Source organism: Halomonas urumqiensis, assembly GCF_003028575.1.
Classification (GTDB): Bacteria; Pseudomonadota; Gammaproteobacteria; order Pseudomonadales; family Halomonadaceae; genus Halomonas; species Halomonas urumqiensis.
The window spans coordinates 105909-131187 of sequence record NZ_PYUD01000003.1 but is presented as its reverse complement, the minus strand read 5'-3'; the positions used below and the strand labels follow the sequence as shown (position 1 = coordinate 131187).

21 protein-coding genes are annotated in these 25279 nt (G+C 64.6%); 9 read left to right on the top strand and 12 right to left on the bottom strand.

Annotated features, from left to right (window positions below):
- Positions 1-147: 147 nt before the first annotated feature.
- The 5 genes from C6V82_RS10450 to C6V82_RS10430 all read right to left on the bottom strand — a co-directional run bounded on the left by C6V82_RS10450 (position 148) and on the right by C6V82_RS10430 (position 6066).
- Positions 148-1254 (bottom strand): ABC transporter ATP-binding protein, encoded by a 1107-nt coding sequence (locus tag C6V82_RS10450; protein WP_102588257.1) that lies wholly within the window; start codon positions 1252-1254, stop codon positions 148-150.
- A 62-nt stretch (positions 1255-1316) separates the two neighbouring features.
- Positions 1317-2933, bottom strand: coding sequence for an alpha-glucosidase (locus C6V82_RS10445; protein WP_102588258.1), 1617 nt, complete (start codon positions 2931-2933; stop codon positions 1317-1319).
- A 26-nt stretch (positions 2934-2959) separates the two neighbouring features.
- The gene (locus C6V82_RS10440) at positions 2960-3802 is read right to left on the bottom strand and encodes a carbohydrate ABC transporter permease (protein WP_102588259.1); all 843 of its coding nucleotides are present in this window, start codon (positions 3800-3802) and stop codon (positions 2960-2962) included.
- Complete coding sequence (locus C6V82_RS10435) at positions 3802-4779, bottom strand: carbohydrate ABC transporter permease (RefSeq protein WP_102588260.1); 978 nt, start codon at positions 4777-4779, stop codon at positions 3802-3804. The genes C6V82_RS10440 and C6V82_RS10435 overlap by 1 nt, the downstream gene beginning before the upstream one ends.
- A gap of 15 nt (positions 4780-4794) precedes the next feature.
- Positions 4795-6066 (bottom strand): ABC transporter substrate-binding protein, encoded by a 1272-nt coding sequence (locus tag C6V82_RS10430; protein ID WP_102588261.1) that lies wholly within the window; start codon positions 6064-6066, stop codon positions 4795-4797.
- A 525-nt stretch (positions 6067-6591) separates the two neighbouring features.
- Here C6V82_RS10430 and C6V82_RS10425 point away from each other — a divergent pair.
- The 4 genes from C6V82_RS10425 to ugpC all read left to right on the top strand — a co-directional run bounded on the left by C6V82_RS10425 (position 6592) and on the right by ugpC (position 13928).
- Positions 6592-8088, top strand: coding sequence for a carbohydrate porin (locus C6V82_RS10425; RefSeq protein WP_102588262.1), 1497 nt, complete (start codon positions 6592-6594; stop codon positions 8086-8088).
- 223 nt (positions 8089-8311) lie between these two features.
- Complete coding sequence (gene malT, locus C6V82_RS10420; RefSeq protein ID WP_102588367.1) at positions 8312-11023, top strand: HTH-type transcriptional regulator MalT; 2712 nt, start codon at positions 8312-8314, stop codon at positions 11021-11023.
- Between the two features lie 137 nt (positions 11024-11160).
- Positions 11161-12825, top strand: coding sequence for an alpha-amylase family glycosyl hydrolase (locus C6V82_RS10415; protein WP_102588263.1), 1665 nt, complete (start codon positions 11161-11163; stop codon positions 12823-12825).
- A complete protein-coding gene (ugpC, locus tag C6V82_RS10410; RefSeq protein WP_102588264.1) occupies positions 12813-13928 on the top strand; it encodes a sn-glycerol-3-phosphate ABC transporter ATP-binding protein UgpC in 1116 nt (371 codons plus the stop codon). The genes C6V82_RS10415 and ugpC overlap by 13 nt, the downstream gene beginning before the upstream one ends.
- A gap of 19 nt (positions 13929-13947) precedes the next feature.
- Here ugpC and C6V82_RS10405 read toward each other — a convergent pair whose 3' ends face one another.
- Positions 13948-15138, bottom strand: coding sequence for an MFS transporter (locus C6V82_RS10405; RefSeq protein WP_102588265.1), 1191 nt, complete (start codon positions 15136-15138; stop codon positions 13948-13950).
- A 148-nt stretch (positions 15139-15286) separates the two neighbouring features.
- Here C6V82_RS10405 and C6V82_RS10400 point away from each other — a divergent pair, with 148 nt between their 5' ends.
- The gene (locus C6V82_RS10400; protein WP_102588266.1) at positions 15287-15628 is read left to right on the top strand and encodes a TraR/DksA family transcriptional regulator; all 342 of its coding nucleotides are present in this window, start codon (positions 15287-15289) and stop codon (positions 15626-15628) included.
- A gap of 75 nt (positions 15629-15703) precedes the next feature.
- Positions 15704-16078, top strand: coding sequence for a RidA family protein (locus C6V82_RS10395; RefSeq protein ID WP_102588267.1), 375 nt, complete (start codon positions 15704-15706; stop codon positions 16076-16078).
- A 28-nt stretch (positions 16079-16106) separates the two neighbouring features.
- Here the strand turns inward: C6V82_RS10395 and C6V82_RS10390 are convergent, their stop codons facing one another.
- The 4 genes from C6V82_RS10390 to C6V82_RS10375 form a co-directional block, all read right to left on the bottom strand.
- Positions 16107-17630 carry a PhnE/PtxC family ABC transporter permease gene (locus C6V82_RS10390; RefSeq protein WP_219724506.1) on the bottom strand — a complete coding sequence of 508 codons (1524 nt, stop codon included), beginning with the start codon at positions 17628-17630 and terminating at the stop codon, positions 16107-16109.
- Entirely contained in the window at positions 17627-18412 is a 786-nt protein-coding gene (locus C6V82_RS10385) for an ATP-binding cassette domain-containing protein (protein WP_102588268.1), read from the bottom strand. The genes C6V82_RS10390 and C6V82_RS10385 overlap by 4 nt, the downstream gene beginning before the upstream one ends.
- Positions 18412-19269: a putative selenate ABC transporter substrate-binding protein gene (locus C6V82_RS10380; protein ID WP_102588269.1), complete on the bottom strand. Its 858-nt coding sequence runs from the start codon at positions 19267-19269 to the stop codon at positions 18412-18414. The genes C6V82_RS10385 and C6V82_RS10380 overlap by 1 nt, the downstream gene beginning before the upstream one ends.
- Positions 19270-19438: 169 nt before the next feature.
- On the bottom strand, positions 19439-20302 hold the full coding sequence (locus tag C6V82_RS10375) for a MurR/RpiR family transcriptional regulator (protein ID WP_102588270.1): 864 nt from the start codon (positions 20300-20302) through the stop codon (positions 19439-19441).
- A 231-nt stretch (positions 20303-20533) separates the two neighbouring features.
- Here C6V82_RS10375 and zwf point away from each other — a divergent pair, with 231 nt between their 5' ends.
- From zwf to C6V82_RS10360, 3 genes are read left to right on the top strand one after another with little or no spacing between them, the layout of a single operon-like run.
- Positions 20534-22030 (top strand): glucose-6-phosphate dehydrogenase, encoded by a 1497-nt coding sequence (gene zwf / locus C6V82_RS10370; RefSeq protein WP_102588369.1) that lies wholly within the window; start codon positions 20534-20536, stop codon positions 22028-22030.
- Positions 22031-22056: 26 nt separating this feature from the next.
- Complete coding sequence (gene pgl / locus C6V82_RS10365; protein ID WP_102588271.1) at positions 22057-22725, top strand: 6-phosphogluconolactonase; 669 nt, start codon at positions 22057-22059, stop codon at positions 22723-22725.
- 27 nt (positions 22726-22752) lie between these two features.
- Positions 22753-23415 (top strand): bifunctional 4-hydroxy-2-oxoglutarate aldolase/2-dehydro-3-deoxy-phosphogluconate aldolase, encoded by a 663-nt coding sequence (locus tag C6V82_RS10360; protein WP_102588272.1) that lies wholly within the window; start codon positions 22753-22755, stop codon positions 23413-23415.
- A gap of 153 nt (positions 23416-23568) precedes the next feature.
- On the opposite strand, the gene C6V82_RS10355 is transcribed toward C6V82_RS10360, so the two are convergent.
- On the bottom strand, positions 23569-24177 hold the full coding sequence (locus C6V82_RS10355) for a 2-dehydro-3-deoxy-6-phosphogalactonate aldolase (RefSeq protein WP_102588273.1): 609 nt from the start codon (positions 24175-24177) through the stop codon (positions 23569-23571).
- Positions 24178-24232: 55 nt separating this feature from the next.
- A complete protein-coding gene (locus C6V82_RS10350; RefSeq protein ID WP_102588274.1) occupies positions 24233-25249 on the bottom strand; it encodes a 2-dehydro-3-deoxygalactonokinase in 1017 nt (338 codons plus the stop codon).
- Positions 25250-25279: the final 30 nt, after the last annotated feature.

Sequence of the window (25279 nt, the reverse complement as noted above, 5' to 3'; positions counted from 1 at the left end):
AGGATGGGGTCTGGAACGATTAAGTTAGCAGACTAGCATAACCCCCGAGAGTATCAAAGTTTGTCAATGTGATGGTATGCCGCAGGTAACAGCCCCAGGAAACAGCCTCAGGGCGACGGAGGGGGAAATACCCTCCGTCGCCTCACCTCATGCGGCCTGACGCGCCCCCTTGACCGTCAGCGCCCGGTCCTTGTCATCGAAGAGGTGGACGTGCTCCGGGTCGGGGGCGAGCGCTACCTGCTGGCCCACCTTCCATTGGCTGGGGGCTTCGCTGCGGTGAATCAGCAGGGTCTCGCCGGATTTGGGCTCGAGGTAGACATAGACCTCGTTGCCCAGGTATTCGACATTGACGATCTCGAAGCGGTTGTCGGCGGTGGCCTCGGTGAGCGTGAGGTGCTCGGGACGCACGCCGATGGTCAGGGCATCACCCTGTGCATGGTGGCCGGCATCCTGGGGCAGGGTGATGCCGCCGATGCCCTCGACGTCGACCTGGCAACCCTCGTCGGCGTGGTTGGCAAGCCGGGCGGGAATGAAGTTCATGGTCGGCGAGCCGATGAAGCCGGCGACGAACTTGGTTGCCGGGCGCTGGTAGAGCTCCTGAGGACTACCCACCTGCTCGATGCGGCCGGCGTTGAGCACCACGATCTTGTCGGCCAGCGTCATCGCCTCGACCTGGTCGTGGGTGACGTAGATCATGGTCGATCCCAGGCGATCGTGCAGGCGCGCGATCTCGTTGCGCATCTGCACGCGCAGCGAGGCATCGAGGTTGGAAAGTGGCTCATCGAACAGCAGGATGCGTGGCTCGCGCGCCATGGCACGGCCCATGGCCACGCGCTGGCGCTGGCCACCGGAAAGCGCCTTGGGTTTGCGATGCAGCAACTCCTCGAGCTGCAGGATGCGGGCGGTATCCATCACCCGCTCGTCGACGGTTTCCTTGGCGGTCTTGGCGAGCTTGAGGCCGAAGGCCATGTTCTCGTAGACCGTCATGTGCGGATAGAGGGCGTAGGACTGGAACACCATGCCCACGCCACGCTCGCGCGGTGGCAATTCGTTGACCACGGTCTCGCCGATGCGCATGTCGCCGTCGCTGATCGATTCGAGGCCGGCGATCAGTCGCAGCAGGGTCGACTTGCCACAGCCGGACGGACCAACGAACACCACGAATTCGCCGTCGCCGATGTTGAGGTCCACGTCCTTGATGATGTGGTCGTGACCGAAAACCTTGTTGATCTTTTCGAGAGTGACGCTTGCCATTGCTTGACTCCTTTCCGGCCTTGCACTCGAAGTGTGCCGGTGTGTTGTTGTGGGTCGTGTTCTCAGGGCGCCGTGAAAAAGGCGGCCTGGTAGGGCGGCAGGATCAGGGTTTCACCATCGAACTGGTACTCGAAACCATGCCCCTCGAGGGCTTGGCAACCAGTGACAGGTAGGCGTGTCGCGCGGGTGGCGCTGGTCAGGTTGAACACGCACAGGATGCGTTCGCCATGCTTTTCGCGCATTAGGCCAAGCAGCTCGTGGCCAACGTCGACGAGGGTCAGCTCACCGTCGTAAAGCGGCGCATGGGCGGTGCGAAAGGCGAGCAGTCGCCGTGTGGCATTGAGTACCGAGTCGGCGTCCTGCTCCTGGTGTTCCACCGAGAGCGTTAGATGGCGCGGTTCCACCGGCAACCATGGTTCCACCGTCGAAAAGCCGGCTTGTGGGCCGGGCGTCCACGGCATTGGCGTGCGGCAGCCGTCACGGCCCTTGAAATCCGGCCACAGCACCTTGCCATAGGGGTCCTGGATGCGCTCGTAGGGCACCTCGGCCTCATGCAACCCCAGCTCTTCACCCTGGTAAAGGCATACGCTGCCGCGCAGTGAAAACAGCATGGCCAGCATCACCTTGGGGTAGGCCAGAGGATCTTCCCGGGCGCCCCAGCGGCTGGCGCTGCGCTCCACGTCGTGGTTGGACGTTGCCCAGCATGGCCAGGCGTCCCCGGCCAGACGCTGGAATCGCTCGATCACCGCGCGGATATACTCCGCCGAGTGGGGCATGTTGAGCAGGTCGAAGGTGTAGGCCATGTGCAGCTTGTCGCCACCGGCGGTGTATTCGGCCATGCGCTCGAGGGGGCTGTCATCGCCGATCTCGCCCACCGTGGTGGTGCCGGGAAATTCGTCCATCAGGGCACGCAGGTCCCTCAGGAAATCGAGGTTCTCGGGGCGGCTGATGTCATAGACATGGCGTTGCCAGGTGTACGGATTGGCATCCGGTGCACCCAGGGTCTTGGCCTCGCCTGCCGGTACCGGCGGGTTGTCTCTCAACTGCGCGTCATGAAAGTAGAAGTTGACGGTATCAAGGCGGAATCCATCGACCCCCAGTTCCAGCCAGAAGCGCATGTTGTCGAGCTGTGCCTGACGAGCTTCGGGGTTGTGAAAATTTACGTCCGGCTGGCTTTTCAGGAAGTTGTGCAGGTAGTACTGGCGACGCCGCGAGTCGAAGGTCCATGCCGAACCGCCGAAGATCGACAGCCAGTTGTTGGGTGGTGTGCCATCGGGCTTTGGATCGGCCCACACGAACCACTCGGCGCGAGGGTTGGTGCGATCCTGGCGGCTCTCCTGGAACCACGGATGCTGCTCCGACGTATGGCTGATCACCTGGTCGATCATCACCTTCAAGCCGAGCTGGTGGGCACGCGCCAGCAGATCCTTGAAATCCGCCAGCGTGCCGAACATCGGATCGACGTCGCGATAGTCGCTGACGTCATAGCCGAAATCGAGCATGGGAGACGTAAAGAACGGCGACAGCCAGATACCATCGACATTGAGACTCGCCACATAGTCGAGCTTGTCGATGACACCCTTCAGGTCACCGATGCCATCCCCGTTGGCATCCATGAAGCTGCGCGGGTAGATCTGGTAAATGACGCCACCGCGCCACCAGGAGGTCGTGTCTTGCATAGTGGGTTCCGTCGAGGACATGGAATTCAGCCCTTGACCGCGCCAGCGGTAAGGCCCGAAACGATACGGCGTTGGAAGATGATCACCAGCACCACCAATGGCACCGTCACGATGACCGACGCGGCCATGATCGGCCCCCAGGGCAACTCGTAGGCGCTGCCCCCCGAGAGCAGGGCGATGGCGACTGGCACCGTGCGCTGGTCGTCGGTGAGGGTGAAGGTCAGCGCGAACAGGAACTCGTTCCAGGCGGCGATGAATGCCAGCAGGCCGGTGGTGGCCATGGCCGGCCACATCAGCGGCAGGAACACCCGGGTAATGGTGACCCATGGCGTGGCGCCGTCCATGATCGCCGCCTCCTCGAGTTCCATGGGCAACTGCTTCATGAAGGTGGTCAGCACCCAGACCGTGAACGGCAGGGTGAAGATGGTGTAGCTCAAGATCAGGCCCAGCGGGTTGTTGTAGAGGTTCAACCCGCGGATGACCTCGAACAGGCCGGAAAGCACCGCCACCTGGGGGAACATCGAAACCCCGAGGATCACCAGCAGCACGGTGGAGCGGCCACGAAAGCGCACCCGGCCCAGGGCGTAGGAGGCGGTGATTCCGAACAGCAGGGCGATGAATACCACACTGGTGGCAATCAGTACGGAATTGAAGATCGCCTTGATGAAGCTCGACTGAGAAAACACCTGTATATAGTTGGACAGATCGGCCTGCGAGGGCCACAACTCGACGCGGAACAGCTCACTGGAGGGTTTGAAGGAGGTGATCACCGCGTAATAGAACGGGAACACTGATATCACCACGACCACGGCGACCAGGCACCAGAAGCCGACTCGGGTGGCGAGCTTGGAAAATTGACGTGAGGTCATCATTCACCTCCCAGCTGCAGGCGATTGCGGCCCAGGTAGAGATAGGCGATGGTCGCCAGCGCAATGATCAAAAACAGCAGGGTCGAGGCCGCGCTGCCGTAGCCGACGTCCTGGAATTCGACGAGCTGTTGGCGGGCATAGATCGACATCGACATGGTGCTGGTGGAATTCGAGGTCAGTACATAGATCACATCGAAGACCCGCAGCGCGTCGAGCAGACGGAAGATCACCGCCACCATCAGCGCCGGGGTGATCAGTGGCAGGGTTACCTTGAAGAACACGCGCACCGGGTGGATGCCGTCGACCTCGGCCGCCTCGTAGCAGTCCTTGGGCAGCATCTGCAGCGCGGCGAGCGCCAGCAGGGCGACGAAGGGAGTGGTCTTCCAGACATCGACCATGATCACCGCCCACATCGAGTAACTGGCATCGGCGGTCCAGGCGATGGGGGAGGAGATGATGCCCAGGGCCATCAACAACTCGTTGATGATGCCGAACTGGTCGTTGAGCATCCACGCCCACATCTGCGCCGAGACGATGGTCGGAATCGCCCAGGGAATCAGCACCGCGGCGCGTACCAGGGTGCGGCCCTTGAACTCGGCGTTGAGAATCAGCGCGACGATGACGCCGAAGACTACCTCGAGAGACACCGACACCACGGCGAAATAGGCGGTATTCCATACCGACCCCCACCAGACCGGGTCGGCGAGCACGCCGTACCACTGGCCGCTGTCATAGACCAGGTAGTTTTCCAGGCCAATGAAGACAGCACCGGCCGTGTCCGACAGCGACGCATCGGTGAAGCTGAAGTAAAAGGTCCGCACCAGCGGCCAGCCGGCCACCAGGGCCAGTACCACCAGCATCGGTGCAAGGAAGGTCCAGGCGGCCCGGACCCGTTGGCGGCGTACCTTGGTGCTGCGGTACTGCCTGGCGGGAGAACGCGCCCCGGTGGGCGCGCTGTCGTTGACGGTAGAGGTCATGAGTTGGCCCTCGGGTTACCAGTTGCGACGCTTGACGCGCGACAGTTCACGCTCCAGATCGGCGACGGCCTGTTCGCCGGTCTTGTTGCCGGAGAGCACATCGTGGCTGGTGCTGAAAAAAGCGTTGCTGACGCGACCGTAGGCATCGCCGGTCACTGCGGAGGGGCGTGCCACGGCATTGACGAAGGTGTCGTAGAGCTCGCCGAAGAATGGCACCGCCTCGAGCACTTCATCGTCCTGGTACAGCGCTTCCAGGGTCGGGTTGTAGGCACCGGCGATGGCGCGACGCTTCTGCTCTTCCTGACCGGTCAGGAAGGCCACCAGCTCGGCGGCTTCCTCGGGGTGTTCGCTGTAACGCGATACCGCCAGGTTCCAGCCACCCAGCGTCGCGGCGCTTTGGTTTTCGCCGCTGGACGGCAGCTTGACCACGCCCACCTTGTCGCGCACATCGCTGCCCTCGCTCTGGGCCAGTGCCCAGGCATAGGGCCAGTTGCGCATGAACACCGCATTGCCGCTCTGGAAGATCCCGCGGGCCTCTTCCTCGGTGTAGTTCAGTGCGCCTCCCGGTGTGATGTCGCCGATCCAGCTGGCGGCCAGGTCGAGTGCCGCGGCGGCCTGCGTGTTGTTGATACTGATCTCGCCGTCGCTCTCGACCAGGTTGCCGCCACCGTGGCTTGCCACCCACTCCAGAGCGTTACAGGTCAGGCCCTCGTAGGCACGCCCCTGAAACACGAAGCCATGCATGCTGTCATTGCCGGCCTCGCGTTCGGCGTTCTGGATCTCACGGGCGATCTCGGTGAGCTCCTGCCAGGTCTCGGGTGCCTCATGGCCATACGCTTCCAGCAGGTCCTTGCGGTAGTAGAGCACGCCCGCGTCGGTGAACCACGGCATGGCGACAAGGCGCTCATCCACGGTGTTGTTTTCGACGATGGCCGGGAAGTGCCCGTCGGCGGCATCCTCGCCCAGTGCCTCGCCAAGGTCGAGCAGGTGGGTGGCGAGCAGGCCCGGCCACACCACGTCGATCTGCATGACGTCGATGTCGGAGGAGTTGGCGGAAAGGATCTGCTGGTAGAGCGACAGGCGTTCGGTGGAGGAGTTGGGTGTGGAGACGATATCGACGCTGTGGCCGGTCTGCTCCTCCCAGGCGCGTACGCCTTCTTCACAGAGCGTCAGTTCGGCACCCACGGCGCCACAGGAAATGGTCAGTTCAGCGGCCTCGGCCTGGCTTGCCCCGGCAAAGGCGGCGGAGCTCAGGGCGATGGCGGTGATCAGTGGCTTCTTGAGCATGGCATGTTCCTCGTCGACTTCTTGTTGTAGATCGCGTGTTGTGAACGGCGCGTCGTGAATGAATGATCGAGCGTTGCGGGCGTGGAATTGGTGAGGTGATCAATCTCGCTCTTAAACGATTAAGATCGTGTCGCTAGTAAAGACCATGGGTATCCACCCATCAACCTAGACTTTTGTCGTAGCTAGGGTGTCGCCAGGCGCGTGAGAGGCAAGCATCTGCTGACTGTGCAGGCTAATGATTATGCTGCTTTACATCATGCGAAGAGAGTTCCCCGTCATGACTTTAGACATTGGTCTAAATTCGCCTGCCAGACATTGAGCAAATAAACTTAAACGATTAAGTTTCACTCGAGTGCCCAGCCTGCTGGCGGGAAGTGCCGCGCCGACGGTCTTTGTCGATGGTCTTTGTCGACGGTTTTTGTCGATGGACTTAAACGATACAGCCAGGCGGCAGGTGCTACGTCGGCGTTCTCCGGTCTCGACCTGGTGGGTCGAACACCTTCCAATAACAAGGGATGAATAATCATGAATTCAGCCACCTTCAAGACGCCACTTGCCATCGCCATCGCCGCGGCGGGGATGTCCATCGCCGGCACGGCCATGGCCGATAGCCAGGCGCTCGAACAGCGCCTCGCCGATCTGGAGGCGCGCATCGTCGCCGCCGAGCAGCGCGCCAACGCCGCCGAGCAGCGTGCCGAGATCGCCGAAGCCGAAGCCGAGGGGCGTCTGTCGGCCGATGAGGTCGAGGAGCGTCTGGCCAAGGTCGAGCGTCAGGCCAGCGGCGAAGAGGGCTTCTCCTTCAACGTCTATGCGCGTTCGGGCCTGTTGCTGGGCGAGGACCGCAAGAGCATCGCCGGTGGCCCCTACATCACGCCGGCCGGCGGTTTCGGTGGCGCGGTGGGCCGTCTGGGCAACGAGGGTGACACCTACGCCGAGGCGATCCTCAACTACCGCATGCAGTTCGATAATGGCGCCAAGGCCCACTACCGCACGATGATCGCCGACAGTGTCAGCACCAGCAACGACTGGACCGCCGACGAGTCGAACCTCAACGTGCGCCAGGTCTACGCCGAGTTCAGCGATCTGCCGAGCTTCACCGGTGCCTTCGAGAACGCATCTATCTGGGCCGGCAAGCGTTTCGACCGCGACAACTTCGATATTCACTGGCTCGACACCGACTTCGTGTTCCTGGCCGGTACCGGCGCCGGTATCTACGACGTGCAACTGGCCGACAACTGGAAGTCCAACTTCTCGCTCTACGGCCGCAGCTTCAGCGAGTACCCGGTGGATCGCGAGAACCCGGACCTCACCGGCGATACCGACAGTCTGACCCTGACCGCCAACAATTACTTCGGTAACTGGCAGTGGATGGTCAGTGGTCTGTCCGCCGCCGACAACGACGAGCGCGACATCGGCGCCGGCCAGGATGCCGCCGACAGCGGCTTCCACACCATGGTGGCCTACCATGGCGACAGCTTCTTCGGTGCCGGCGAAGGCAACTACAAGGTGGCGCTGCTGCACGGCCAGGGCCTCGGTGCCGAGGTCAAGGGCATCGGCAGCAACGGTGACCTGACCGACGACGCCCAGAGCACGCGTCTGGGCATCTACGGCACCACCTACCTGGCGCCCAAGTGGCGCATCGCCCCGGCGCTGCTCGCCGAAACCAGCGAAGATCGCTTCAGCGAGGGCGACCGCTTCGACTGGGCGACCCTGAGTGCGCGCCTGGCCAACGAGATCACCGAGAACTTCGAGATGCAGTACGAGGCCAGCTACCAGTACATGGATCTCGACCAGGGCCCGGGTGGCAACGCGGTCAGCGGCAACTTCGGCAAGTTCACCATCGCGCCGACCTTCAAACCGCAGGTGGGCGGCTTCTGGCAGCGTCCGGAAATCCGTGCCTTCGCCTCCTACACCGACTGGGATCGTGAGCTCAACCGCTTCAGCGCCGACGATGCCTTCGGTACCGAAGGGTTCACCGGCGGTCAGTGGAGCTTCGGGGTGCAGACAGAAGTCTGGTTCTGATTCGCGCCCCCATGTGATGGGGGCGGTTCGACTGGCGCGTTGCCTGGACCGCAACGACTCGATCCTTGCCCGTGGCGACTTCGCCGCGGGCTTTTTCTGGCTCGGCTTGCACAGATTCGTCAAGCCCGATGATCGCCGTCAGGTCACTATCATGTGCAGTTGCGGCTCGCCTACCGGTAAGATCGACCCATCGTGCCAAGCCGTCTTCGCCAGGGAGCCCCCGATGACCCTGATTCACGATAAGCTTGCTCCGCCCGCCTTGCCGCTTTCCCTGGTGGCGCGCGGGCGGCTCAATGATCATTTCATTCTCGACGAGCGGGTGCGCCTGCTGGTCATCCAGGCGCCACCCGGCTACGGCAAGACGACCCTGGCAGCCGAGCGGCTGCCGGCCCTGGAACAGCCGGCGGCCTGGCTCAAGCTCGACCGGCGTGACGATGCCCCCGAACGCTTCGGCGACTACTTCCATACCCTGCTCGAAAAGGCTTGCGGACGAGAGCTGCCGGTGGAGGAGAGCAGCCTGCCGCTCGCCGACCGCATGGAGCGCTGGTTGGCCGAGCTGCCCGAGCGCGGCGAGCCCGGGCGGCTGGTGCTCGACGAGTTCGAGCACATCGCTCACCCGGATATTCTCGCTGCACTGGCGATCTGGCTGCGCCATCAGCCGAGTTGGCTGACCCTGACGCTGATCTCTCGTACGCGGCCGATGCTCGGCCTTGCCCGGCTGCGCCTGCGCGGTGAGCTGGAGGAGATCGGCATGGCGGAGCTGGCCTTCGACCTGGAGGAGGCCCAGACGCTGTGCGCCGAGCAGTTGAGCTTCCCGCCGGCGCGGGTCAGCCTGGAGCGGGCCCTGCGCCGCACGGGTGGCTGGGCGATGGCACTCGACTGGTTGATCGCCCGCACCACTACGCGGGCCGGCTTCGACAACCTGCTGGAGCGGCTCAACGGCGCGCATCCCGATTTCGTGGCCTGGTTCGACGACCTGCTCGCCGAGACACTGGACCCGACGGAGCGTCGCTGGCTGCTGCAATTGGGCGTGCTCGAGCGCTTTACGCCGCCTTTGGTGGCGCAGCTCCTCGACAGCGAAGGGGTGTCGCAGCGTCTTGAATCGCTGGAGCGTGCCGGGCTGTTTCTCGAACGTGACGACCCTCACGAGCAGTGGTTCCACTTCCACCGGCTGTTCGATCAGTACCTGCGCTTTCGAAGGCAGGAACTGAGCCTGGCAAGCCAGCGCGCCCTGCACCAGAGGGCAAGCGATGCCTGGCGCTCGCTTGGCGAGCCTTCGCGCTCGCTCGACCAGTTGATCGAGGCCGGAGACCCCGAGGCGCTACGCGCGCTGATCGAGGACGAAGGGCCCTATCTGTTGGCCAATGGACACTTCGCGTTGCTGGCGCGTGCCTTCGCACACCTGGGTGAGACACGCATCGTCGCCTCGCCGAAGCTCACTCTGGTGTACGGCTGGGTCACCCACGCGCAGTACCAGTTCGACCGCACGCGACGCGCCATCGAGTGGATCGAGGCGCAGCTCGACGACCCCGCCTGGCAGGCGCTGGCCGCCGAATTCGCCACCCTGCGCGCCCAGTTGGCGATCAACCAGGGTGACGCGGAGCGCGCCGCGCCACTGGCCGAACGCGCCTTGACGCTGCCGGCGCGCTATCTGTCGGCCACGCCGGCCTCGGCGGCGGCGATTCTCGCCGAGGCGCGCTTCGTGCAGGGGTATCTGGAAGAGTCGTTGGCTCGAATCGCCGACGTCGAGCGCGAGGCGCTCCGCATCGAGGATGACCAGCTGCGGCTCTGGGCGCTCTGCCATCAGTCGGAAACCCTGGTGGCCCAGGGCCGGTTGCAGGCGGCTTTCGATGTTCAGGAGCGGGCACTCGCCCATATCGAGCGCAGCGGCCTCGACCGCCTGCCGGTCTCGGAATTCCTCTATCGTATCCGCAGCCAGGTGCTGTGGGAGTGGCAGCGCCTGGAGGAGTCGGAACAGGCCGCCCTGAGTGGCATCGCCGTGCTCGATGCCCAGGGCGAGCGCTGGACCCTGCAGTGCCATGTCAGCCTCGCCAAGGTGGCGCTGTCGCGGGGCGACCAGGCCCAATGCGCCGACCACGTGCGGCGGATGCGCAAGATACTCGCCGAGGGCGACTATCACATCGACTGGCAGGCCAATGCCCATGCCACCCTGCTGGCCTGGTGGCAGGCCAATGGCGACCTGGATGCCGTATCGCGCTGGTTACTGGAAGCACCGCCCGGTGATCCGGCGACCGCCACCAATCATTTCGCCCAGTGCAATCTGCGCAACCGCGCTCGGGCGTTGACCCTGCTTGGCCGCTTCGACGAGGCGCAGGCGCTACTCGAGGCGCTGGAGGTCCAGACGGCACGGCTTGGGCTTGTCACCGACGCCAATCGCAACCGACTGTGCCTGGCGGCACTGGCCTGGCAACGCGAGGATCGCGAGACGGCACCGGATCACCTGCATGAGGCGCTTAGGCTTGCCACCCGCACGGCGCTTTCCGGCAGCTTTCTGCGCCTGGGGTCGGCGCTGCCCGAGATGCTTGATCTACTTCTCGAGCGCGGCGAACTCGAGGAACTGGCGCGGCGACATGTCGAACGCCTGCAGGGGCTTGCCAAGCGCGCCCGCGACTTCACCAGCGCCGTGCGCTTGATGCTCGATGACTCGGTGATTGCCGATATCGTCTCGCGCAGTGATGTGCCCGAGTTGATCCGAGTCTCGCCACTGACCCGGCGTGAGTGGCAGATCCTCGGGCTGATCCATGCCGGGCTCTCCAACGAGCAGATCGCCGAGCAGCTGGCGGTGGCTCCGACCACGGTCAAGACCCACATCCGAAGCCTCTACCAGAAGCAGAACATCCGCCGTCGCGACGAGGCCGTGGCACTGGCCGCCGACCTGCTCTCGCGCATTCAGGGAGACGGCACGAGCGCCTGATTGCCGTCTCCTCCCCCCTTCTACGCCGTCGCTTCCTCCCCTGGGAGGATTTCTCTGCGCGCGCGCCCCGGCAGCATGGCCTCATGCCGAATTCACGTTCACCACACGTTTCATCACGACGCCAAGGATACGCTTAGATGACGACTCCACAGATTTCCGGCAGGCAGGGCGCCGACTGGTGGCGCGGGGCAGTGATCTACCAGATCTACCCGCGCAGCTTCATGGACACCAATGGCGATGGCATTGGTGACCTCGCGGGGGTGATCGACAAGCTCGATTACATTGCCTCGCTGAATGTCGACGCCATCTGGCTGTCGCCGTTCTTCACGTCACCGATGAAGGATTTCGGCTACGACGTCAGCGATTATCGTGGCGTCGACCCGATGTTCGGCACCCTGGACGATTTCGACCGCCTGGTGGAGGCCGCCCATGCGCGCGGGCTCAAGGTGACCATCGACCAGGTTTTGTCACACAGCTCCGACCAGCACCCCTGGTTCCAGGAAAGCCGCGCCAGCCGCGACAACCCGAAGGCTGACTGGTACGTATGGGCCGATGCGCGCCCGGATGGTTCGCCACCCACCAACTGGCAGGCGATCTTCGGCGGCAGCGCCTGGCAGTGGGATACCCGGCGCTGCCAGTACTACCTGCACAATTTCCTGATCGAGCAGCCCGATCTCAACTTTCGCAACCCCCAGGTGGTCGAGGCGATTCTCGAGGAAGTTCGCTTCTGGCTGGAGCGTGGTGTGGACGGCTTTCGCCTGGATGCGATCAATTTCTGCACCCATGGCGAGCTCAAGGATAACCCGCCACGCACCGAGATCGCCGAAGGCTTCATCGGCGTGCGGCCCGACAACCCCTATGGCTTCCAGCAGCACATTCATGACAAGACCCAGCCCGAGAACCTGCGCTTTCTCGAGCGGCTGCGAGCGCTGCTCGATGAATATCCCGGCACCACCAGCATCGGCGAGGTCGGCGATGACGACTCGCTCGGGGTGATGGCCGAGTATTCGCGTGGCGGCAACCGCCTGCACATGTGCTACTCCTTCGACCTGCTCAGCGAGCGTCATGAGCCGGACTTTCTGCAAGGCATCCTGGCCGAGATGGAGTCGCGCATCGAGGATGGCTGGCCTTGCTGGGCGCTGGGCAACCACGACATCACCCGTCTGGCGAGCCGCTGGAACGCCGCAGGCGACGCCGCGAGGCTGCGCCTGTTCATGGCGTTCCTGCTCACCCAGCGGGGCAGCGTGTGTCTCTATCAGGGGGAGGAGCTGGGCTTGACCGAGGCGAGCCTCGCCTTCGATCAACTCGTCGATCCGGCGGGCATCACCTTCTGGCCCGCCTACAAGGGGCGCGACGGTTGTCGCACGCCGCATCCCTGGGCCGCCGATGCCCGGCATGGCGGGTTCTCTTCCGCGTCGCCCTGGTTGCCGGTTCCCGACGAGCATCTGGCGCTTGCGGTCGATGTCCAGGACGCCGATCCGGATTCGCTGCTCAACGCCTATCGCGCCTTCCTGGGCTTCCGCCGCGCGTTGCCGCCGCTGGTCAAGGGCGAGGTGCACTACCACCCGGTGCGTGACGAGGTCATGCGCTTCGAGCGTCGCCACCAGGGAGAGCGCCTGCTGGTGGCGCTGAACTTTTCCGCCGAGCAGCGGCGCCTGCCGGCCCCGCGTGACGCCGAGCCACTGGCTTCGGCACCCGCGCTGGTCAATGGCCGCTGGGCCAGTGGCCAGTTGACACTGCCCGCTTTCGGCATCGCCATCGCGCGTTGCCCCGACGAGGAGGACGCCACATGGGACGTCTGACACTGGAAGGTATCGGCAAGGACTACGACGGGGTCGAGGTATCCCGCGACATCGACCTGACCATCGAGGATGGCGAGTTCGTGGTGTTCGTTGGGCCTTCGGGCTGCGGGAAATCGACCCTGCTGCGAATGGTCGCCGGGCTCGAGGACATCACTCGGGGCGAGATGTGTCTGGACGGCGAGCGGATCAACGAGATCCCGCCCCAGGAGCGCGACATCGGCATGGTGTTCCAGTCCTATGCGCTCTATCCGCACATGAGCGTGGCCGAAAACATGGCCTTTGGCTTGAAGCTGGCGCGCACCGACAAGGCCAAGATCCGCGAACGCGTGCAGCACGCCGCCGAGATGCTGCACCTGACCGAACTGCTCGAACGCAAGCCCAAGGAGCTGTCCGGCGGGCAGCGTCAGCGGGTGGCGATCGGCCGTACGCTGGTCAAGGAGCCGGCGGTGTTCCTGTTTGACGAGCCGCTCTCCAACCTGGATGCCGCGCTGCGTGTCGACATGCGGGTGCAGATCGCCGAACTGCACAAGCGCCTGCGTGCCACCATGATCTACGTGACCCATGACCAGGTCGAGGCGATGACACTCGCCGACCGCATCGTGCTGCTGTCAAGCGGCAGCATCGCCCAGGTCGGGCCGCCGCTATCGCTCTACCACTTCCCGAAAACCCTGGAGGTGGCCGAGTTCATCGGCTCGCCACGCATCAATACCCTGGCGGTGGAGGTAGTCGACCCCGGCCAGCGGCGCACCACGGTACGATTGCCGGGCGGGGATCTGCTCGCGGTGGCGGTAGACGGTCATGGGCTCGCCGCTGGCGATGCCGCCACCCTTGGAATCCGTGCCGAGGACTTCGTGGCCCCCGACCAGGCCGAGGCGACCCTGCGGGCCAACTTGATGGTGGCGGAGAAGCTGGGCTATGAGACGCTTGCGCATCTGCAGGTGGAAGGCGTGGACGGGACACTCACTCGGCGCATGGATGGCCTGGCGCATCTCGAGGAGCACCAGGCCGTCACGCTGGGGATTGCCGGCGAGCATTGTCATCTGTTCGGCCCCGATGGCGTGGCGTGCCCCCGGCAGGTGGAGATTACCGGCGTGCCGCATTGAGGCGTCCGCCCGTGGGCGTTCAGCGGGCCACTTTCAGCTCCTTCAGGACGCCCTGGGCCAGCCACCAACCGCTGGCCAGGAAGACCAGCATGCCGACCAGAATCGCCACGAAGGAAGCGCCAAGGTCCAGCGCGATACCCAGCACCGCCGGCGCGATGCCGGTGGCGAACACCATGCAGGCGCTCAGGGTGGCGCGCACCGTGCCGAGGTGTTCGATGCCCCAGTTGCGAATCAGCACACTGGTAGCGATGGGCTCCTGGGCGCCCATCGCCAGCCCCCCGCCCACCATCAGCGCCCAGACCCCCGGATGGCCACCGACCGTGATGGCGATCACCAGTGCCAGGGCGAACGGCAGCAAATAGAGCCGTGCCAGGCGCACCGGGCCGAGCCTGTCGACCCAGCGGCCTCCCAGCAGGGCGCCCGGCAGCTTGGCCAGGCCCATGCCGGTCAGCGCCAGGGCATAGACCCCTAGAGTGCTGCCCAGGTCCTGGGTCAGGCGCGCCTGGTAGATGAAAAGCCCGGTCATGGTCACCGGCAGGATCATCAGCAGTGGCAGCAGGCGCCAGAAACGCGATTCACGAAAAGGATGCGGCCCGTTGCCGCGCTCCCCCCTGGCTGGACGCGCACGAGGCGCGCGCGGCCAAGGTCCCCACAGCAGCAGTGGCAGCCAGGCGCACGCCAGGATCAGCGCGAACAGCCACCACAGTTCGCGCCAGCCAAGCCAGATCAACAGGCCTGCCATCAGCGGCGGCAGCGACATTTCCCCGACCATCAGCCCCATACTGACCAGCCCCAGGGCACGGCCGCGCAGGCTGGAGAATTCCCGTCCGGCCAGGGTATTGCCCAGGTGGGTCATCATGCCCTGGCCGCAGAAGCGGGTGATGCCGAGCCCGAGCAGCCCCAGCCACCACCAGGGCGAGGTCGTCAGCAGTGCAATCCCGCAGGCCAGGCCACTGAGCACCAGCAACGCGAAGCGTCTTGGCGCGACCCAGTCGATACTCGGGCCCACGCGCAGCACGGCGAAGCCGGCGGCGATGGTCACCAGTGCATAGGCGGTGCCGAACTGGCCGGCGCTCAAGCCCAGGCGTTCACTGATTGGCACCTGAAAGAGCCCGATGAAGAAACTCTGCCCAAGGCTTGACGTGAACATCGCAAGGCAGGCGATGGCGAGCAGTCCGCGATGATCCCTGAGCAGGGTGCGATACCCCATGAGGCCCTCCTGGCCGGAAAGTGGAAGATGCGTCACAGTGTCGTGAACGGTGGGGCGGGAGCGAATCCCGGCGCCTAGCATAGCATTCCGGCACAAGGGGCAGGACGCATGACGCATGACCCATGACCCAAGAGAAAGGGAGGGGACGATGAATCATCCACAACTCCAGGCGGACGCGGTACGCCAGCGTCTCGCGGCCTTGCGCCGCGAATTGCGTGAGGAGAGCGAGTCGAGCCGTGATGCCCGCGATACGGTGATGCTCGACCAGACCTCGGTGGGGCGGCTGTCGCGCATGGATGCCCTGCAAGCCCAGGCCATGGCCAAGGCAGAAGAAGAGCGTCGCCAGTTGGCGCTGCGGCGCATCGAAGCGGCCTATCAGCGCCTCGATCGTGGCGAGTATGGTGAATGCATCGAATGTGGTGAATGGATCGGAAAGAATCGCCTGGAGTGGGATCCCCTGGTGCTGAAATGCATCGACTGCGCGCAATGATTTGGTGATAAAGTCTGGTTTTTTGCCTGGCATCCTCTTTTCCATGCTGCCGGGCCCTATCGAGGAGACAACCCCATGACCATCAACCGTTACGATACCAAGGCGCGCATGAGCCGAGCTGTCATCCACCAGGGCGTGGCCCACCTGTGTGGCCAGGTGGCTGGTCCCGAGGCTCGCAACGGCGATATCACCGCACAGACCGAGAGCATGCTGGCGCGCCTGGATGCGCTGCTCAAGGAGATCGGCTCCGACCGCGAGAAGCTGCTGAGCGCGACCATTTATCTCAAGGATGGCCATGACTTCGCCGCCATGAATGCGGTCTGGGATGCCTGGGTACCTACCGGCCACGCCCCGGCTCGCACCTGCGTCTGTGCGCCGATGCCCGCCGACGAACTCAAGGTCGAGATCACCGTGACCGCCGTCATTGGCGACGTCGAATACAGTTACTGACGCCGGGCATGACTCACGCGACACCGGCCTAGCGGATGCAGGAGTCCTCGAATGGCACCTCTCGCGGCCTTAGCCGCCGCGAGAGCGCATCCACCAGGATGTTCAAGAGGGCGGTGATCAGCAGCAGGAAGAACGCCACATCGAACATCAGGTAATCGAACCCCTCCTCGATGTAATACCCAAGCGTGGCCACCCCCAGCATGCCGAGGATCGCCGTTTCGCGCAGGATCACCTCGGCGCGGTAGTAGAGCAGCGCCAGTAGCCCGGGATAGACCCTTGGCAGCAGTTCATAGGCGTAGCGTCCTGTGGCCGAGAGCCCAGGCATCCCCGGAGTGACGGCATCGGCGTGGCGCGCCACCAGAAAGGCGATCAAGGCGCCGTTGTGCAGCGCCAGCGCCAGCCAGGCCGGCAGCAGCGATGGCCCCAGCAGCAGCAGGAAGATGAACGCCAGCATCAGCTCCGGTGTGGAGCGCAGCATGATCATCACGCCATGGCTGGCCAACCGCGTGCCGCGATTGCCGAAGTGACGGCAGGCCAGCGGCCACAGCGCCAGTGCCACCAGCAGCGCGCCTACAGTGCCCAGCAACCCGAGCAGCAGGGTATTGCCGACGGCGGCACCCAGATCGGGTAGCCGGGTCGCCCACTGATCAAGCCCCGCCCAGTCGCCGGCAAGCAGTGCCGCGGGCCAGATGTCCTGGGAGACGAAGCGCCACAGTAGCGCGCCATCCACGCTTGGCCACGGGCCCAGTAGCCAGGCGCCGCCAACCAGCAGCAACGGAATCAACCGCTTGTGTCCCCACCAGGGCAGACTGGCGATCAACAGGTAGAACAGCCACAACAGGGCGCCCGCCTCGGGGTAGCGGCCCTCGCGAAACGCGGTTTCCAGGTGGAAGCCCAGTGTCGGCAGCCCGATAAAGCCCAGCAGTACACTGGCGCGCAGGCCACACTCGAAGCGATAGCGGGTGTAGGCGACGAGTTGCGCAAAGGCCAGCGGAAGTTCGCTGTAGAAAAAGCGTGAAAGCCGGCCGCAACGCGGTGGCAGGGCATCCCGCGGGGCGGCCGGAGTCTGCTCGAGAATCTCGGCATAGACCTTGGCGAAGATGCCGGCATAGGGAATCGCCAGGGCCAGCAGGGCGGTAAGCGCGGAAAGGCCGAAGACCTGCATGAACAACAGCGCCCAGAACAGTTCGTGGATGGCGCGAATAAAGGCGCAGGCGGCGCGAACCAGCCGTGAACGGGCAAACAGCAGTGCCAGGGGAAACCCCAGCACGACCCCGGCAAGGGTGCCCCACAGGGCAATGGCGATCGTCAGCCCTAGCGCCGTGAAGGGGGATTCCAGCGACCCCCAGGCCGGCCAGACCATGCCGCGCAGCATGCGGCCCAGTTCCATCCAGGGGTCGCGGGTATGAATCGCCAGGTCGGCGAAGGGCACCAGCACGACCGCCAGGGCGATCAGTCCCAGGGTATGACGCGCCAGGCGCGCGCCGGGGGTGCGTGCCGACCACCACCCGCGTCTCTCGTGAGGCGCGGGTGCGTTTGAAGCCTCGCTCACAGGCGCCCCCGTGAGCAGGGCAGGCTTGTCATGTCGCTGGCTTGTGTCGGCCACGCGTTTGACGCGTCACGGGAGCCTGTGACCTGATCGTTGGCATCGGGGTAGAGGGCATCGAGATCGCCAAGCGTAAGTTCGCTTGCCGGGGCGTCGATCACCAGTTGCCCGCCACGCAGCCCCCAGACGCGGTCGAAGTGCGTCAGCGCCAGTTCGCGTTGATGCAGGGCGATCACCGTGGTGGCGTGGCGCTCATCGATCAGTGCCAGCAAGCGCAGCGCCTGGTGGGGGTCGACGCTTGCCAGTGGCTCGTCGCCAAGGAACAGCGTGCGCTGCTGGTAGAGCGCTCGTCCGATGGCCACCCGTTGACGTTGGCCCCCCGAGAGCTGGCTGACGGGACGTTTTGCCAGCCCGCCAAGCCCCAGCAGCTCGCACAACTCGTTGACGTCCCGCCAGGGCCGCTTCAGTGGGTGCACCAGGTTCCACAGGTTGGCAAGGGCCGAGTGCTCGGGCAGGCGCCCCATATAGATGTTGTGATAGACCGACAGTTGCCCCACCAGCCCATGCTGCTGCGGGCACCAGGCGGCCTCCCGACACAGCCGTTCACGCAGTGCGGCCAGCAGCGTCGATTTGCCCGCGCCACTTTCGCCAAGCAGAGCGATTCGCTCGCCCTCATGCAACTCGAGTGTCAGGTTCGGCAGCACCACCTGGTCGTGCTGCCGTTTGCGCGGGTAACCGAGATCCTCGCCGGCAAAGCCGACCAGCGGTGGGCGGTTGCCAGCGACCATCAGCGCAGCAAGCCGAGTTCCTCGGCCACGTCCTCGATCGGCTGGTAGAAGTCATTATCGGCCTCTATGAACGCCTCACGGGGGAAGCTTGCCAGAAGCTCGGGGTCGTCCATCTCGAGAAAGGCGGCCTGGACCTCGTCGGTGAAGCCTTCGCCGAAGCGCTCGTCGGCATCGCCGCGCAGGGTCCAGTTGTAGTCGGGGTAAGGTGGTGTGGCCCAGATCACGCTGACCTTGTCGGTGTCGACACGGCCATCCGCCACGGCGGCCTCCCACACCGTGAAATTGACCGCGCCGACGTCATAGGTGCCGGCCTCCACCAGGGCGATGGTGCGCGAGTGGTCACCGGAATAGCCCACCCGGGAAAAGAACTGCTCGGGGTCGGCATCGTCGAAGCGCTGGCGGAAGAAATGCTCCGGCATCAGCCGGCCCGAGGTCGAGGTGCGCGAGCCGAAGGTCAGACTCATGCCCTCGAGGGCCTGTGGCAATTCATCGGCGCGCGCAAGGCCGGTGGACTCATGAGCGATGAAGTAGCTGACGAACTCGCCATCCTCGCTGCCCTGGGCCAGTGCCTGGGAGCCCGGCACCAGGCGGCGCGCCTGCACGCCGGAGAGGCCACCGAACCAGGCCAGTTGCACCTGGTCATTGCGAAAGGCGGTGACCGCCGCGCTGTAGGACTTCACTGGCACGTACTCCACCTCGACATCGAGCCGTGTCTCCAGATACTCCGCGACCTTGGAGAAGCGCTCGACCAGTCGAGCCTGGTCCTCATCGGGAATCGCCGTGAAGCGAAAGGTCTCGGCGAAAGCCACGGGGGTCACGAGGCTAAGCATGAGGGCGCAAGAGAAGGGGCGAAGCATGGTGGTACTCCTTGAGCTGGGTTCAGTCCATTGACACTGAAAGAGCGCGTGAGGCGAGGGGTGCCGGATAACGGCAGCCATTGTTGTATCCGGTAGGTGAAATGACAAGCGTTGCGGCCTTGAGGGCAGGCTCCCGAGCGAGGCTGCCGTGGCGGTAATGCTATCGCCGTCAGCGCTTGGTGCTGGCCGGGTAGCGGGTCTCCTTGAGACTGTCCTTGATCTTCTTCAGGTGAGTGAGAAAGTCCTCGCCACGCCTCAGCGTCACGCCGGTGGCCAGCACGTCGATCAGCGCCAACTGAATCATCCGCGAGGTCATCGGCATGAAGTGGTCGGTGTCCTCGTGGGTGGCTACCTCGAGGGTCTCGGTGCACTCCCGAGCCAGCGGTGAATCAGGCGCGGTGATGCCCAGCACCACGGCACCGCTTTCGTGGGCGAGCCTGGCGATATCGACCAGCTCGCGGGTGCGCCCCGTCCACGAGATCACCACCACCACGTCGCCGGTGTGGCAGGCTGCGGCGATCATGCGCTGCATCAGCACATCGACATAGGAGGTCACCGGCAGGTTGAAGCGGAAGAACTTGTGCTGGGCGTCCTGGGCCACGGCACCGGAAGCGCCAAGGCCAAAGAAGTGGATCTGCTTGGCCTGGATCAGGTAATCCACCATACGCTCGATGCGCAGCGGGTCGGCCTGGCGGCGCGCCTCGTCCAGCGCGGCAATGGTGGCGCCGAAGATCTTCTGAGTATATTCGGCCGCGCCGTCACCGGGCTCCACCGCCTGGCTCACATAGGGCGTGCCACCGGCGAGGCTCTGTGCCAGCTTTATCTTGAAGTCCGGGTAGCCCTTGGCGTCGAAATTGCGGCAGAAGCGGTTGACGGTGGGTTCGCTCACCGAGGCGGCTTGTGCCAGTGTAGCGATGCTCATGCCGGTGGCGGATTCCGGGTCGGCGAGAATGACGTCGGCGACCTTGCGCTCCGAGCGGTTGAGCTCTTCAAGACGACGACGAATTCGGTCGAGCAGGTCGTGACTGGCCATGATGAGCGCTGATCTCCGTGACGGCGGGCGGCAACGTTGGCCGCAGGTGGGTCGCATCGAGCGTGATGTAGTGATTTAACTACATTATGATCGGTATCGTAGCCTGCGTCAGTCGCGCAGGGCCAACGCATTGCGTTAAAGGTACGTTATTTTGGTAAGTTTACAAAAATAATTTGCCTTTTTGGGTCTCGGGCGATATTTTTTAAGTAAGTTAACCAGATGGGGGCGGACATGAGTCAAGCCAACCGGTCCGGCCAGACGGCCAGCACGGAAATCGATCTGGCGCTGTTTGGCGCACTCGGCGACCTGGCGCAGCGCAAGCTCTTCCCGGCACTCTTCCAGCTCGAGCGCGAGGGGTTGCTCGACCCGAACACGCGCCTGCTGGGCCTGGCGCGCCAGGACTATGAGCTGGAGGATTTCCGCAAGCAGATCGACAAGGCCCTGCATACCTACGTCAAGGCCGAGGAACTCGACAGCGAGGCCCTCGAGCGCTTTCTTGCGCGCCTCGATTTTCGCCAGCTCGACTTCACTACGGTCGATGGTTATGCGGCGATCCGCGAGTGGCGACAGGATGGCCTGGCCCGTCCCATGGTGGTCTACCTGTCGGTGGCCGCTAAGCTCTACGGCGACATCTGCCGCCACCTCGACGCCAGTGGCAGCCTCGACGAGCAATCCCGCGTGGTGGTCGAGAAGCCGATCGGTTACGACCTCGAATCGTCCGCCGAGATCAATGACGCCATCGGCGAGGTCTTCCCCGAGTCACGGGTCTACCGCATCGATCATTACCTGGGCAAGGAAACCGTTCAGAACCTGATCGCGCTGCGCTTTGCCAACCCGCTGTTCGGCACGCAGTGGAACCAGAATCATATCTCCCACGTCGAGATCAGCGTTGCCGAGCAGGTGGGCATCGAAGGTCGTTGGGGCTATTTCGATGAAGCCGGCCAACTGCGCGACATGGTGCAGAATCATCTGTTGCAACTGGTCTGCCTGATTGCCATGGACCCACCCGCCAATCTCGACGCCGACGCCATTCGCGACGAGAAGGTCAAGGTGCTCAAGGCGCTCAAGCCGTTCACCGACGACATGCTGGGACGCGATGTGGTGCGTGGGCAATATACCGCCGGCACGGTGAACGGCAAGTCGGTGCCGGGCTACCTGGAAGAAGAGGGCGCCAACACCGAGAGCCATACCGAGACATTCGTGGCGATGAAGACCGGGGTGTCCAACTGGCGCTGGGCGGGTGTGCCGTTCTACATTCGTACGGGCAAGCGGATGCCCGAGAAGCTGTCGCAGATCATCATCCACTTCCGTCAGCAGCCCCATTATATCTTCGACCCCGACCAGCGCGGACTCGCCGCCAACAAGCTGGTGATCCGCCTGCAGCCGGAAGAGGGCATTGCCCTCGAGGTGCTGACTAAGGATAGCGGCCTGGACAAGGGCATGCGCCTGCGCCGAGGCCCGCTGCACCTGGATTTCAACAGCGCTTTCCCCAAGACCCGAATTCCCGATGCCTACGAGCGCCTGCTGCTGGAGGTGATGAAAGGGCAACAGTACCTGTTCGTGCGCCGTGACGAGGTCGAGCATGCCTGGAAATGGTGCGACAGCCTGATCGAGGCCTGGAACGACCGTGCTGAGCCGCCGCGTCGCTATCCGGCGGGCTCCTGGGGGCCGGTCGCCTCCATCGCCATGATCACCCAGGATGGACGCAGCTGGTACGAGGATTACTAGGCAAGGATTTTCAGGAGAGAGCCAAGATGAGCGAACTTTCCCGCAAGCGTCTGGCAAGCCAACTGGCCGAGGCGGTCGCCGAGGCCCTGAGAGCCGACCTTGCCACACAGGAGCGCGCACTCCTGGTGGTATCTGGTGGCTCCACGCCGGTCCCGTTCTTCGAGGCGCTGGCCGCGGTCGACCTGCCCTGGGAGCGCATCGAGGTGACGCTTGCCGATGAGCGCTGGGTGGCCGAGCAATCGGGCGACAGCAACGCGCGCCTGGTGCGTGAGCACCTGCTGCAGGGGCCGGCGGCGGCGGCGACCTTCGTGCCGCTGACCACCGATGCCATGACCCCCGAACAAGGTACGGATGAGGTCGCCGAGCGCATGCTGGCGCTGTCGTGGCCGGCCAGCATGGTGATTCTCGGCATGGGGGGCGATGGGCACACCGCCTCGCTGTTCCCTGACAGCCAGGAGCTGGGCCTTGCGCTCTCCACTGCCGACCCGGTGGTGGCGGTGCGTACGCCAAGCCAGCCCCAGCCACGCATCACCCTGAGTGCCGACCGCTTGCATCAGGCACATCGCCATGTGCTGCACATTACCGGCGGCGACAAACGTAGCGTACTGGCGCGGGCACTTTCCGGTGACGATTCCCGTGAGTTGCCGATTCGCGCCTTTCTGGCCTGCCCGCTTGCCGTCTACTGGGCGCCCTGACCCGACCCGATTTCTGGAGTAAAGATCATGACCATCGATAAGCAGTTGCCTTCGACCCGTACCACCGAACTGGACAGCATCTGCCTGAAGGCCGAGGTGATCCCGGTGATCGCCATCGAGCGCGTGGAAGACGCCGTGCCCCTGGCGACCGCGTTGGTTGAGGGCGGCCTCAGCGTGCTCGAGATCACCCTGCGCACCGACTGCGCCCTGGAAGCTATCAGGCGTATTCGCGACGCGCTGCCCAAGGCCAGCATCGGTGTCGGCACCGTGCTGACCCCGGCGCAGTATCGCCAGGCCGAGCAGGTCGGCGCCGACTTCATCGTCACCCCTGGCACCACCGAGGCGCTCTATCGCTACGGTGTCGAGAGCCCGGTGCCGATGCTGCCCGGTGTAGCCACGGTCTCCGAACTGATGACCGGCTGGCAGTACGGCTATCGCCGCTTCAAGTTCTTTCCCGCCGAAGCCAGCGGCGGCGTCAAGGCGCTCAAGGCCTTCGCCGGCCCGCTGCCCGATGCACGATTTTGCCCCACCGGCGGCATCAATCTCGACAACGCCGACGACTACCTGGCACTCAAGAATGTCATGTGCGTGGGCGGTTCCTGGCTGACGCCGAAGTCGCTCGTCGATGCCGAGGACTGGAATGGCATTCGACAACTGGCCAAGGAAGTGGCGGACCGTTTCCACCACTGACTCGCCGGGGCACGGTGCGCCCCACGAATATCCCGTGTGCTCTCTCGACAGCCACTCGCTGTCGTTTACCCGGCCCTATGGCCGGGTTTTTTTGATTCTTGTTTTGCACCCGGGACTTCGATTAGCCCCATCAATGGACCGCTCCGAGATGGGCTATCCCGCGGCGTTCCAGGCCGCCACCAGCGCGCGAGCTTGCTGGCCTACCTGGGGGGCACTTTGCCCGGGTTTGTAGAGCGCGCTGCCGAGACCCGCGCCATCGACCCCCGCGGTGCGCCAGGCGGCGAAGTTGTCCACCCCGATGCCGCCCACGGCGTAGAGCAGGGTGCCGTTGGGCAGTACGCTGCGCACCGCTTGCATGCCTTCAAGGCCGACCTGCACGGCGGGAAACAGCTTGAGCCCGGTCGCACCCGCATCCAGTGCATCGAAGGCTTCCGAGGGGGTCACCACACCGGGCCACGAGGCCATGCCGAGCCGGCGGGTTTCCTCGATCACCGCCGTCCGGCAGTTGGGAGAGACCACCAGTTGGCCACCGGCAGCGTGAACCTCGCGAGCCTGGGCATCGGTCAACACGGTACCGGCACCCACCTTGGCGCGCTCGCCCAACGCTTCGCGCAGCAGGCGAATGCTTTCCAGGGGCTGGGGGGAATTGAGCGGCACTTCCAGGGTGGTGATGCCGGCGGCGAGCACTGCCTCGCCTACCGCCACGGCATCGGCCGGAGTGATGCCACGCAGGATGCCGATCAGGGGTAGAGGCTTGCTCACGGGCGTCTCCTTGTTAGGGTTGGAGGGTCAGGGTTTGGGAGTCGGTGGTTGGGAGTCAGGGGTTACGATTCATAGTCGCTGAATTAGAGGTGTCGAGAAAGCGTCGGGCCAGCCCCAAGCCTGCCAGTACGGCGGCTTCGGCGTCGACACGCTGTGCCGGGTGGCCCAGTGCGTCGAGTGCCAGGGCATAGCGCGAGCATAGCGCCGCGTTGCCGATCAGGGTCACCGATTCACCGGCCGCCAACCCCTCGCCTGGCACGCCGACCAAGCCAGCAAGCTCCAGGCCGATGGCAAGCCCCGAGAGCCGCGCGGCAAGCAGGGCGCGACGCGCATCGCCGCTGGGCAGGCGCGTGTCGAGCAGGTCTGCGGCGCGCAAGCCGAACAGGTGGCGGCTGAATGCCTGGGGGGCGTCGCGGCTCTCGCGCACGGCGGTGGTGAAGGCCTGGCGACACTTGGGATCGCTCAGGTCATCGCGGCCCATCGAGTGCTTGAGCACCGAGTGGCTGGCCAGCAGTTGATACAGCTCGCCAGTCAGGTAGGTGGTAAAACCGCTGACTACGCCATCTTCCAGGCACGCCCACTTGGAATGAGTGCCGGGCAGGCAGATATGCCCGGACAGGGTCGTGTCGCTTGCCACCAGGCCCGCGAGCTGGGTTTCCTCGCCACGCATCACGTCGAAATCACCACCGTGCGGGCCTTGACGCTGGCTCAGGCCAGGCAGCAGGTAAACGCGCAGGCGCTTGTCGGCGACCGGAGGTTGCACGGCGCCGCGTCCCAGCTCGTCGAGGCGCGTGGGCACGTCGACATAAGCCGCCTCGCGCCATCCCTGGCGGGCACCGGCCATGCCGCAAACCAGCACGTTGACGCGGCCCGTGGCGGGCAGCCAGTCGCCGATCACCTCGAGCAGAGTGGTTTCATAGGCATCAGCGGTGAGTGCCAGCATGCCCTTGTCGCTGTGGCCGCGCGCCAGTACCTGGCCATCGTCCGCCATCGCCCAGGCCCGCAGGTTGCTCGACCCCCAATCCACGGCGACCCAGGCCAGCCGCTCGGCCATCTCGCGCTTGTGACTCATGCCTCTCGTCATTGCTCCATCACGCATTGT

Bases quoted from the DNA above. Each gene is read 5' to 3' on its own strand.
- malT (WP_102588367.1), top strand. From the start codon at position 8,312: ATGACCCTGATTCACGATAAGCTTGCTCCGCCCGCCTTGCCGCTTTCC.
- C6V82_RS10425 (WP_102588262.1), top strand. From the start codon at position 6,592: ATGAATTCAGCCACCTTCAAGACGCCACTTGCCATCGCCATCGCCGCG.
- C6V82_RS10360 (WP_102588272.1), top strand. From the start codon at position 22,753: ATGACCATCGATAAGCAGTTGCCTTCGACCCGTACCACCGAACTGGAC.
- C6V82_RS10375 (WP_102588270.1), bottom strand. From the start codon at position 20,302: ATGGCCAGTCACGACCTGCTCGACCGAATTCGTCGTCGTCTTGAAGAG.
- C6V82_RS10405 (WP_102588265.1), bottom strand. From the start codon at position 15,138: ATGGGGTATCGCACCCTGCTCAGGGATCATCGCGGACTGCTCGCCATC.
- ugpC (WP_102588264.1), top strand. From the start codon at position 12,813: ATGGGACGTCTGACACTGGAAGGTATCGGCAAGGACTACGACGGGGTC.
- C6V82_RS10440 (WP_102588259.1), bottom strand. From the start codon at position 3,802: ATGACCTCACGTCAATTTTCCAAGCTCGCCACCCGAGTCGGCTTCTGG.
- C6V82_RS10385 (WP_102588268.1), bottom strand. From the start codon at position 18,412: ATGGTCGCTGGCAACCGCCCACCGCTGGTCGGCTTTGCCGGCGAGGAT.
- C6V82_RS10400 (WP_102588266.1), top strand. From the start codon at position 15,287: ATGAATCATCCACAACTCCAGGCGGACGCGGTACGCCAGCGTCTCGCG.
- C6V82_RS10395 (WP_102588267.1), top strand. From the start codon at position 15,704: ATGACCATCAACCGTTACGATACCAAGGCGCGCATGAGCCGAGCTGTC.
- C6V82_RS10450 (WP_102588257.1), bottom strand. From the start codon at position 1,254: ATGGCAAGCGTCACTCTCGAAAAGATCAACAAGGTTTTCGGTCACGAC.
- C6V82_RS10350 (WP_102588274.1), bottom strand. From the start codon at position 25,249: ATGAGTCACAAGCGCGAGATGGCCGAGCGGCTGGCCTGGGTCGCCGTG.
- zwf (WP_102588369.1), top strand. From the start codon at position 20,534: ATGAGTCAAGCCAACCGGTCCGGCCAGACGGCCAGCACGGAAATCGAT.
- C6V82_RS10435 (WP_102588260.1), bottom strand. From the start codon at position 4,779: ATGACCTCTACCGTCAACGACAGCGCGCCCACCGGGGCGCGTTCTCCC.
- C6V82_RS10380 (WP_102588269.1), bottom strand. From the start codon at position 19,269: ATGCTTCGCCCCTTCTCTTGCGCCCTCATGCTTAGCCTCGTGACCCCC.
- C6V82_RS10430 (WP_102588261.1), bottom strand. From the start codon at position 6,066: ATGCTCAAGAAGCCACTGATCACCGCCATCGCCCTGAGCTCCGCCGCC.
- C6V82_RS10415 (WP_102588263.1), top strand. From the start codon at position 11,161: ATGACGACTCCACAGATTTCCGGCAGGCAGGGCGCCGACTGGTGGCGC.
- C6V82_RS10445 (WP_102588258.1), bottom strand. From the start codon at position 2,933: ATGCAAGACACGACCTCCTGGTGGCGCGGTGGCGTCATTTACCAGATC.
- pgl (WP_102588271.1), top strand. From the start codon at position 22,057: ATGAGCGAACTTTCCCGCAAGCGTCTGGCAAGCCAACTGGCCGAGGCG.